A 10,477-nucleotide genomic window follows, 5' to 3' on the forward strand; every position below is an offset into this window, starting at 1 on the left:
ACCTTTTGATTATTCCACTATCAGTACCGTTGTCGAACGTGGCTGTACTGTCAAGACCTTATCCCTTACGACTTCTTTTCCGGGGAAGGTATGTACCCGTCCCTCCGTCGGGACCGCCACCTCGAATGTCCGGTCACGGGTACAGTTCATGGCTATCAGATATTTACCGTAACGCAAGGTATAGAAATCCCCCTTTCCGGCATAGACGCTTTCCTGTCCGGGCTTAAACTCCACACCATCGGGTATCCTCGCTATCGGAAGCTGCTCACCGGTATGAGCCGACTTTACCTCGGGATAGAAATTCCGTGCGGGAGAGAAAAAGAGATTGTTCCGTTCGGGACGGGTGTAGGTATATCCGCTCGGTGTATACCGGATGTCTTCGAACACGGTGGCCACACGGTCGCATTCTGGAGTGATGTAGTGTACACGCGCCAAGAAGTTCACCGCGAAATTGGCCCGCCAATACAAAGATGTGTATAGGATTTCATCCCCGTTCTTCAACGCCACCACGCCTACTTCCTCGTCCGAAAACAGCACGTCCGGCATGCCTTCCGACATGGGCAGACGTCCTTCACGGCGCGGCTGTTTCATAATCAGCTCATATTCGCCCGGCAAACGCAAGAGCGTATAGGTGGAATTCAATCCTCGGTCTTTCATCTTCTCCTTGACCACGGCAAAGAACTGGTTGTCCTCCATCATTTGTTGGGCGTATGCCACCGCTTCTGGATCCAACGTGGCGGCCGCAGCCATGATGGGCGTGCCCTCGCGATGGTAGCCGCGCTCACCGTAAGTGATGCCTGCCGGATAATAGCCATGGTCACGCCAACCGATGACCGATTCGCCACGCATGGCGGCATATCCCTCATTATCTGGCGTGGGATAACGGAAATGGCTCCGCGCATGCAGGATTTTCAACATCTGGGCACGAACCAAGGGGTCACGAGTGTCCGTCAGGCCGCGTTCACCCGTAGCCTCATAAAGATGCACCATCCAGTTCAGTATTTCACCATAGCCGCCCACGTAGCCTAATTCCTTGCTCAGTCCGTCCGGTGAGAACTGGTAATACGCCTTCCCCAACGGCCACGTAGGCTGCCCGTCGGCCGACAAGCTGCCCGACCATGGGGCTATGCCCATGGATTCATAAATGAACGCCAGGGCTTGCCAGACAGGCAGAGCCTTTTCCGGTGCAAAAACAGCCAACATACGGTTCACGTTATACAGATGTAAATCCACAATCATGCTTTGATTGGTGTACGAACGGCGATGTGTCTTGGCATAGTCCACACACGCGGCAAACATGTCCGTCCAGTTTTCCCTCCGCGTACGCCCGTTGGCCATTTTCCCGTCCCACACTTCACGAATCTCCGGCAAGAATACATTCAAAGCCTCGCACAGGGGACCAACTGTCAGCCATGAACCGTCGTAAACCGATTTGGGTTCACGGGCAAAACGTTCATAATATTGGTCGGCCGTACGGATGACCAGCTCCGCCACGGCTTTGTTCCGGTAAGCCACCGTCCAAGGTTCGTGGTAAGCGTATGCCAAAAGGGCTGCAGTTTCCTGATCGATTTCCGTTTTCTTCATATAGCCGGATATCTGGCGGTTCACAAATTGCCTGACTTCCTCCATGACTTCTTCACCCGGTGCCGTACGCACCCGGCGCTCTCCCTGCTCGAATTCCCGAATTTCTTTCTTGGAAGGCCGGAAACAGGCCTCTGTATGGGTATACCCTTTATAAATGGCCTTCGACGGTTTCTCCATTACTTTCTGGTACGCGTCGAAAGAATTTCCGTAACGTGCGATACGTCCGGTGGAGCGGATGCTCAATTCTATTTTCTTCTTCCCTTTCGTCATGCTGAGCGGCAAGGGCACGGTGGTATAAGTGAAATGTCCCGGACGCGGCAAATCCTCATTGGCGATATCCAACACGTCGTAGTCGCCCAAATGGCGGTAGCCCACCTGCTTTCCCTCGCAAAACAATATCAACAGATTGCTGTTCCCACTGTCGGAACCCCAAAAACGGGCGGTGAAGTAATTTTGCCGCTCCGGATCCACTTCCATCGTGAAGGTCATATTACCACCCTCCACTCGTTCGCCGGGCACAGGCAACAACACACGGGCCGGTTCTTCCATCCCTCCTCTGACAATCTCGGTTGCCGTGCCGGAAAAACCGTGCCGCCGCTCGGAAGACGGCTGCCCGAAGACAATCTCGTCCCAAACTCCGGCCACACGTGCTCCCCATATATTCACTGTTCCTATCACCCACACGGCACACCAACAAAATCTCAATATATCCATGGCTCTTTTCTTTTTTAAGGTAAAAATACAAAAACATACTCAGGATTCAATATTCCCCGACAGCTTTAAGATAAGCCCTAACCAACATACGGCCTTTCTGTATTTGCGCCTGTACCGTGCGGCGGCTGACATGGAGTTGCTGTGCAATCTCCTCGGCCGACTTCTCCCTGAAACGGTTCAGGTAATACACGTTCCGGCAAGCCAATGGCAATGCCTTCATCCGTACATGTTCGTTCTCCACCAGACTTTGGGCATGTATTTTCTGCTCCATCTCGTCCGAGGCTTCCGACCGGAAGTCATACATATACGAATAGGCCTCAGCTTTTCTCACCCGTCCCCTCAGCCGGTCGACCAAAATGTTCTGGACGACCGTAAACGCAAGATTACGGATGGTAGCGGCACACACCATGTCCCCCATATTCAGGATTCGGATGAATGCGTCCTGCACGGCATCTTCGGCATCCTCCATGTCATGGATACGTTTATAAGCATAAGCCACTAGCTTTTCGCGATAAAGGGCATAAGCTTCTGCCACCAACTCTTTTTTAGGAATTTCGTTCAGCTCTTTCATGATATTATGTGTTTTAATATTTATTCGCCTTTTGGACATCGCAAAATTATGGATTGGAAAATCAAAAAACAACCCCTTGTCCTTTTCATGGCGTTTATTGAGATTTCATCAGACTAATAACTATATAATATACTGAAACACAAATATTTACCCCCCCCAATCAGCAGTCTGTAAAAATTGGACGGACTTGCAGATATGAGCTTCCATGCGGGGAACACCACTTTTTCAAGCCTTTTCCACCTAATTTGCAAGGCCAAAACTTGCAATCCTGCGCCTAAAAATATAAATTTGCAGACGTTAACGAAATAAATCGATTCATGAAAGTTTTCCGAACCTATCTATTGATATTTGTTTTTGCCACCATCCTCCCGTATCATAAGTGTATTCCATTAATGGCGAATATCCCCCATCACATACATTATATGACGGATTTAGATGGTTTGCCCAATTATACGGTATACAAAATATTTAAAGACAGCCAAGGAATGATGTGGTTCGGTACGTTCAACGGCATCTGTCGGTTCGACGGCCGTTCGTTTACACATTTTCATATAGACTGCCCAAAACCGTTCAATGCCGTGACAGACATTGTGGAAACTGAAAAGGGAGAAATCCTGTTCGGTACACGCAAAGGACTTTATCTCGTCAACCAACCATTGCAAACCTGTGAACATATCTGTCCTCAAATCAATTATGTCAACGGATTCGGAAAAGTGGGGCACACACTTCTCATCGGAGCAAGAAACGGCTTGTGGCAATACGAAAATCCAGAAAAAGCAGAAACCATCAAAATCGGAAACAACATCATTTCCAAAGGAAATAGCATCAATGACATCACAGACGACGGCAAAGGAGGAGCATGGCTTTGCAGCAACGAGCGCCTGATTCACCTGAACCTACGGCAAAAGACCCTGAAAACGTTTGAAGCAGACCCCAAACTATTCACTGGATACCTTCGTAATATCTGCCGCGTGGGTGAACGCCTATTCATAGGAACAAACAACAACGGTTTGTTTGCCTTCGACCCGGCTACAGCTTCATTCCGTCCCTATATCAATATGGACTGCCCGGTCATTTACGACCTCTATTCCGATGGCAAAAGCCAGCTCTATGTCTCTACCGATGGCAACGGAGCCTATATCATAGACACCCATACGAACCAAATCGTACGGACTTTCCGTACAGACACTCCAGACTACCCTCTTCCGGCCAATGCCGTCTATACTTTCTGGCACGATGCGGAACTCGGTATCAACTGGTTCGGCTTTGCCCAAGACGGTGCATGCTACAACTATTACCGACAACCGGTTTTCCAGATTTACCGGTACAAGAACTTCGACACCGGAAAGCTTACCGTACGAAGTTTTTGCATACACGACGGAGACAAAGCCATAGGCACAAGAGAAGGACTGTGGTTTATCTCGGAATCACGGGACATCGTCCACTATTTCACTCCCGAACAACTCGGCGGACGCATCGTGACCAATATCCAATACTTCGGCGGACATTTCGTCATCGCCACCTATGAAAAAGGATTATGCACCCTCAATCCGAAAACTTTGGAACTGCACCATTTGGATCAGGACGAAAAACTGAGAAGCGGTAATTTCAGTCGCATCGAGCCTTTACAAAACCGGTTACTCTTCGCATGCAGCAATATGGGAATTTTTGTGCTCGACACGGATTTCAACATCGTCAAGCACTTCCATAGCCGCAACTCGGAACTACCGGACGGATACATCTGCGACATACAGTTCGACCTTACCGGCAAAGGTTGGATAGGCTGCATAGACAAACTGGCTATTTATGACCCGCTTACACAAACTATCCAAGCCAGAGATTTTCCTAAAAACTATTTTAATAACGAAGCTAACCTGACTTTCAACCTTTGCCGCAACGGTGACATATTGGCCATGTCGGAGACTTCCGTTTTCCGCACCAAATCGGACCTGAGCGAATATACCACATTGGACCTTTACGACCGCATACAGGTCGGCAACATCTTCTTCGTCACGGAAAACCGGCAGGGAAAATATTGGATTGGTACCGACCGAGGCCTCTTCCTGTTTGAAAAGGATTTGAAACACTACCGCCAGTTCAACGAGACCGATAACCTCCCTTCACTGAAATTCAATCGGAACGAATTCCAAGAAACACCAGACGGCACATTCTGGTTTGGCTGTACCGAAGGGCTTATCTACATTCCCCGAAAAGACCAGACATTGCTCACACGCCCGACCAGAGGAAAAGTGATACTAAACGAAGCCACGGTAGACGGCTTGCCGTTGTCGCCGTCAGATTTCCACCTACAATCCACACAGTATAAAATTAGATTAGGTTGGAATTTCCGCAGCCAAACATTGGCTATCGTCCCCCTCTTGCTCAACTACGGGCATCCGCAAGGCCGGTATTATGAATATTCGATAGACGGAAGCGATTTCCGTTCTTATGCGGAAGGGGAAAACATCTTGTTCAACAGACTATCCTTAGGCAACCATGACTTGAAAATCAGGTTAGCCGGACACGAGGAGACCGCTACGACATGGCAAATCTCCGTGCGTCCCTCCATTCTGTTCTATCTGGAAACCTTGCTGTTCATCTTGTTGCTCCTCGCGACATGGCAGTTCCACGTCCTCAAGACCAAACGCATGAGGATCAAACAGGCCTTTTCCCGCAAACATCAAATGGACATGGCCATCGCAGCCTCCCGGGCAATCAGGATGCAAAAGGAACGGGACGAACAGAAGAAAAAGGAGTACGAAGAAGCACGGGCACAGGCTTTGTACCAAAAATCCAAAATGAACCACAATGAACACAAAACCATCTATAAAAAAATCAAGGAATGCATGGAGCAGGAAAGGCCGTATACCAACCCCAACCTGCGCCTCACGGAACTGGCCTCTATGGCAGATACGACTCCGGCCAAACTGTCACAAATGCTAAACCAACATTTGAAACAGACTTTCTTCGACTTCATCAACCTTTACCGAGTGGAGGAATTCAAACGCCGCGTGACAGACGAGAAGAACAGCCAGTACACAGTGTCGGCCATCGCTGAAGCCTGTGGCTTCAAACGTTCCACTTTTTTTGCCACCTTCAAGAAGTTCGAACATTGCACGCCCACAGAGTGGCTGCAAAAGAAAGAAGCTGAACGCCCATCTAAAAACAAAGCGAAAGCGTCAAAAGACAAGCAAACCGGAATGGACTGACAATATGTCAAAAAGTAAATCCTTGCCTCACGAGAATCCGTGATTTCCACTTTTCCGTAAGACGAACCGGAAATAACGGATTCTCGTGAAGATTGAAAAAGTCAAGAAGAAAGCAAAATTTGCCCTTTACGTTCCTTATGGACTTGTTTACCGGCCCATGCAATACGGTTCACAAGAAACTTCCGCAGACAAGATGCAACGGAAGTACATTTTGGCACTTCGTCTATCCATGTTTTTACGAACCAAATAGAGTTTTTCCACCTCAAAAAGCCATACTTTCGGGCGTTTTCAGCCTCCCCAAACACCAAAAGGCAAAGGCACACCCGTCATTCTGCGCCGAATGATTTGCCGCTTTGCGCCAAACGATTTTTCATTCGCCTGAAAGAAATTCGCATTTTTCCGGAATAAAAGGCGTTTTCCTGCATATATTACGTATAATTATTCACGAAACACAATTTTCAGAGAAGTTATTTCTATTTCCCGGCTTCCTGAAATCTTCATTTCACTTACATTTTGATTCAAAAACATACAATCGTATGACACATAGGCAAATACAACGAGTCTATAGTCCTTGTACTCCCCTCTATCCGTCAACGGCGGAGGACATAAAAGCTGCGCTCCACAGGTTCGGCCGTCTGTACCTGCCCGGGCAAGCCGTATTGCCAGGCCACCGCCGTCACCTTCACCGGGAACTTGGCACGGGGCGGGATACGGGTCAGACGCAAGGTAGAACCTTCCACTTCGGCAGGTCCCTCCTTCACATAATAAGACACAGGAAGGCCGCAATCCGAAACGGCCTTGAGCGACACCGCATCCGTCCCCACCCCGACATCTTCCAGACCGGGAAAGAGCAAACATTGCCGTTTACCCTCTTTAAGGGGATAAGGAATGCGGATGGTGAGTTCCTGCACCACACTCTTATGGCGGTCGTCCCCATCGTAACAAGCCACAAGACACATCTCTGCCGTACGCTTCACATTGCCTGTGCCCATGCGGTAGAAATCCACCTTGAATGTCGTATCGTCCACCACTTTCACCGGGCCGCAAATTCGTTCGATATAAGGATGCCCTTTCACGTCCGGACGCACCACCTTGCTACGGAGGCTATCGGTGAAAACGGGCCGCAAGCGGAATGTCACCCCGTCTGCCTCCGGCGTGAAACGCGGATTGGCCTTGACATGGTGCTTCGGGTCGTAACCTACCAGACGCCCTTGCTGCTCCACGCCCAGATACAGCAGTTCCTTCCCACGTTCCTCTGCATAACGGGCTTCCGTAAGTTCCGCCATCTCACGGTCGAAATACCAGAACGCATCATGCACGTCGCCCTTGTATTTCGCAAAAGGGGCGGCCTTGGCCCGATGCAGCTGCACGGGATGCCAACGTTCCGCCAACCACCCGTCCTCGGGACGCACTTTCTTCAACTCCGGCGCACGGCCTTCCGGAGCATCCTCCGGCAGACGCGCCTGCATGGCCTTCTTCACGAACAAGGCGATATATTCCGCCGTACGGTCCGACACATCGAAATGGCCGCGACCGGCATCGCACAAAAACGAAATGCAACTTTCGGGATACATCATGCGGAATGCCAAGGCCGGATTGACACGGGCCTCCCACCATTCATACTCTCCCTCTACCATCAGGCCGGGGATGCCGTCGATATTCCTCGTACGTCCCCACTCTATGTTTTCGCGCCCGTAGCCGGTCAGGTTCGTGCGCGGGGCATCGCCGTGGTAAGACACCACAGCCAACGTACGCTCCGGATGCCACGCGGCAAAATTCCAAGGGAAAGTAGCCATGGCGGAATGGCCGATGGGCACGACGGGCACATACGACAGTTCCGCATATCCGCTGACCTCAGCCAAATCTTCCAACATACGCCAATACGCTTCCGGTGTACCCTTATCCGCATTCCACACTTGGTCCCATCCGGGCGTGACCCAAACCAAAGCCAGTCCCATGCCCCGGATGGAGCGGCGGAAAGACACATTCTCAAACAACGTCTCTTCACACATGTTGTGGTTGCCCACCATGACGGCTTTCACCCGATGGCAATCGTCCGGGATGTAAAGGAATGCCCTCGGATGCCCACCGGTCTCATCAGAAACAATGCCGGGTATGGGCACCGACCATTGCCATTCGGCCGCCCACCCCCGGCATACCATCAAAACTAATCCTAATAATAAAATTTGTCTTTTCATTGTTCCCACGCATTTTTTCCTGAAGAAACAACCTTCTTACCCCACGCAAAACCAATCCTCAAACTAACTGTTAACCTAATTTCGATGAATAAGTGCATGAAAAAACCAACTCATCTTTATCTTAAATACGTTCGAGAACCACAAAAGACTTATTCCAACCAGTTAAATAATACTAAACAGACTGATAGACTCCCACGCCCTGCCACCGTAAGCCGGTTGCTCAGCCCCGGAATGGCCTCCGGACAGACATTTCCAATCCGGATTGAGGTTCAGCACTTCACGGGAAGCACGGGCCACGCCCAATGACAGACACCAACTTCAAAGAAACAGGGCACACAAATATTCCGGTAATACGTTCATAATATCGTTTGATTCGTTAATACCTTAAAATGTCACGCCGCGTCTCCTGCCCGTCGGTATAAAACACGACCGTCAATGTGGACAATTCTTTTGCCGTAGGGGCAAATGCCGTTTTCATCCGCAGTTCCTGCACACCATAAGGCAACAGTTTCCCGACTTCGCCTTCAGCCAACGTACGTCCGTCAGCCTGCACCGCCACACGGGACGGACGGGAAGCCGACAAGCCATAGTTCTTCACTTCCAGAATCAAAGCCTGCCGTTCTTTGTCATACATGGGATAAGCCGCCGAAAGCATGGCCGGACGGTAATCCACGTAAGGCAAGGAAGCATAGCCGTAAAGCAAACCGCCCTTCTTGCCGCGTCCTAACAATTTGGGCGCGAACTCATCCGGCCCGATGCCGCTCCCCGCCCCATCGAACACCGCAATCAAATCCTTCCCTTCCTTACGGGTACGGACCACCTTGCTGCCCCGGCCGAAATTGACTTCGGTAAACGACCCGAAACGCAAGGACCTCACGTCTATGTCTTTTTGCGGGTTGAATCCCTGTTCCGCCCGTATCCTCACCTCTATGGCCTTCGTGCCTGCCGTAATAGGTTCCTTGTTAAGCACTTCCAAGCGCAATCCCGGATTCAACGGAATGCAAATATTCTTGGAACTATGGTTATCGTTCGGTTGGTCTTCCCATTTTATGGTGTCGATTACCGCAAAGTTCATCTGCACGGCACGCCCCGCCTCGTCCTGAAACACCTTGGGACGCTCGTACTTGAACCAATGCTCCACCCGTCCGTCCGGATGCACGGACACGCCAGGCACGTAGGCTTCGCCTTGTTCCGTCACCCAATGCAACCCGTCCTTGGAACGTTGGTAATAGGCGATGCGTCCCAACCAATCGTTGACAATCAGATGATATTGCAGGGAATCGCGCCATACCACCGGGTCTTCAAACCGTCCCTCCACCGGAGGATATACGCTACGGTCTGACAACTGTTCGTAAGGAGCAAGGCCATCACGGCTGACCCACACGCCTCCGCCCCGGCACACCATCAGGTAGGAACCGTCCGGCCTACGGGCAAAAGTCAGGTTGGACAAGCCTTCCACGATGTTGCGGTTACGCGTATTGAAAGTGAATCTTCGGTACTGCCACGGCCCTTTCACGGAAGGGGCAATATAATACCCGTCAATGACATAGACCACCACGCGGCCATCCGCCAGCCGGAACGCTTCGGGATTGTGTCCTTTGCCTATCGTGTCGCGCACGGTATACGGGCCCTCCAAACGTTCGCCCACGGCATGGTATACCGTAGAGTTAGGCCAGAACATGTGGCCTTTAGGTGAGTTTTCCGGCCATCCGCAAACAAACAGATGGTATTTCCCGTCAGGCTCCCGCAAGATGTTTCCACCCCAAAAAGACGTTCCGGCCAATTCAATCCCATTATCCACCAGACGGGGACGGACACTGTCCGCTCCCCATACGTCGGCCGACAGGACTTCGCCTTTCATCGGTTGCAAACGGTCCATAAAACGGGCACCTTCCACTAAGTATTTCCAATCGGACGGACGCTCCCGTTCCGTCACTTGTGCACGGGCTCCCCAACCGAACGCAACGGCCAAAGAGAGCATAAAGAGTCTTTTCATTCGTACCTTAGTTTTTATTCTACGGCAAAGATACCGCATTTGCGTCTTATCATGATAGGACAATCCCCAACAAGAATAGGACAAAAAAGCATTTTTCTCCCCACACAACCGGCATCCCTATAATCATATATACGAATATACGATACGAACGACCAATCTTTATCTTATTTTTCTAAGAGCTTGTTTAAATTTTCCTGTTTGAAAT

5 protein-coding genes are annotated in these 10,477 nt (G+C 50.4%); 1 reads left to right on the top strand and 4 read right to left on the bottom strand.

Annotated features, from left to right (window positions below):
- Positions 1 to 9: 9 nt before the first annotated feature.
- Positions 10 to 2,298 (bottom strand): hypothetical protein, encoded by a 2,289-nt coding sequence (locus HMPREF9442_RS11025; protein ID WP_008628517.1) that lies wholly within the window; start codon positions 2,296 to 2,298, stop codon positions 10 to 12.
- A gap of 46 nt (positions 2,299 to 2,344) precedes the next feature.
- Positions 2,345 to 2,869: an RNA polymerase sigma factor gene (locus tag HMPREF9442_RS11030; protein ID WP_040602998.1), complete on the bottom strand. Its 525-nt coding sequence runs from the start codon at positions 2,867 to 2,869 to the stop codon at positions 2,345 to 2,347.
- A gap of 422 nt (positions 2,870 to 3,291) precedes the next feature.
- On the opposite strand from HMPREF9442_RS11030, the gene HMPREF9442_RS11035 reads away from it, so the two are divergent.
- Positions 3,292 to 6,078, top strand: coding sequence for a two-component regulator propeller domain-containing protein (locus HMPREF9442_RS11035; RefSeq protein ID WP_253271105.1), 2,787 nt, complete (start codon positions 3,292 to 3,294; stop codon positions 6,076 to 6,078).
- 590 nt (positions 6,079 to 6,668) lie between these two features.
- On the opposite strand, the gene HMPREF9442_RS11045 is transcribed toward HMPREF9442_RS11035, so the two are convergent.
- Both HMPREF9442_RS11045 and HMPREF9442_RS11050 read right to left on the bottom strand, forming a co-directional pair.
- On the bottom strand, positions 6,669 to 8,276 hold the full coding sequence (locus HMPREF9442_RS11045; protein WP_008628521.1) for a hypothetical protein: 1,608 nt from the start codon (positions 8,274 to 8,276) through the stop codon (positions 6,669 to 6,671).
- Between the two features lie 376 nt (positions 8,277 to 8,652).
- Positions 8,653 to 10,272 (bottom strand): glycoside hydrolase family protein, encoded by a 1,620-nt coding sequence (locus HMPREF9442_RS11050; protein ID WP_008628525.1) that lies wholly within the window; start codon positions 10,270 to 10,272, stop codon positions 8,653 to 8,655.
- Positions 10,273 to 10,477: the final 205 nt, after the last annotated feature.

The organism is Paraprevotella xylaniphila YIT 11841 (assembly GCF_000205165.1).
In the GTDB taxonomy this organism is placed as follows: Bacteria; Bacteroidota; Bacteroidia; order Bacteroidales; family Bacteroidaceae; genus Paraprevotella; species Paraprevotella xylaniphila.

Excerpts from the sequence above, each read along its gene's own strand:
- HMPREF9442_RS11025 (WP_008628517.1), bottom strand. The coding sequence starts at position 2,298 with ATGGATATATTGAGATTTTGTTGGTGTGCCGTGTGGGTGATAGGAACA.
- HMPREF9442_RS11030 (WP_040602998.1), bottom strand. The coding sequence starts at position 2,869 with ATGAAAGAGCTGAACGAAATTCCTAAAAAAGAGTTGGTGGCAGAAGCT.
- HMPREF9442_RS11035 (WP_253271105.1), top strand. The coding sequence starts at position 3,292 with ATGACGGATTTAGATGGTTTGCCCAATTATACGGTATACAAAATATTT.
- HMPREF9442_RS11045 (WP_008628521.1), bottom strand. The coding sequence starts at position 8,276 with ATGAAAAGACAAATTTTATTATTAGGATTAGTTTTGATGGTATGCCGG.
- HMPREF9442_RS11050 (WP_008628525.1), bottom strand. The coding sequence starts at position 10,272 with ATGAAAAGACTCTTTATGCTCTCTTTGGCCGTTGCGTTCGGTTGGGGA.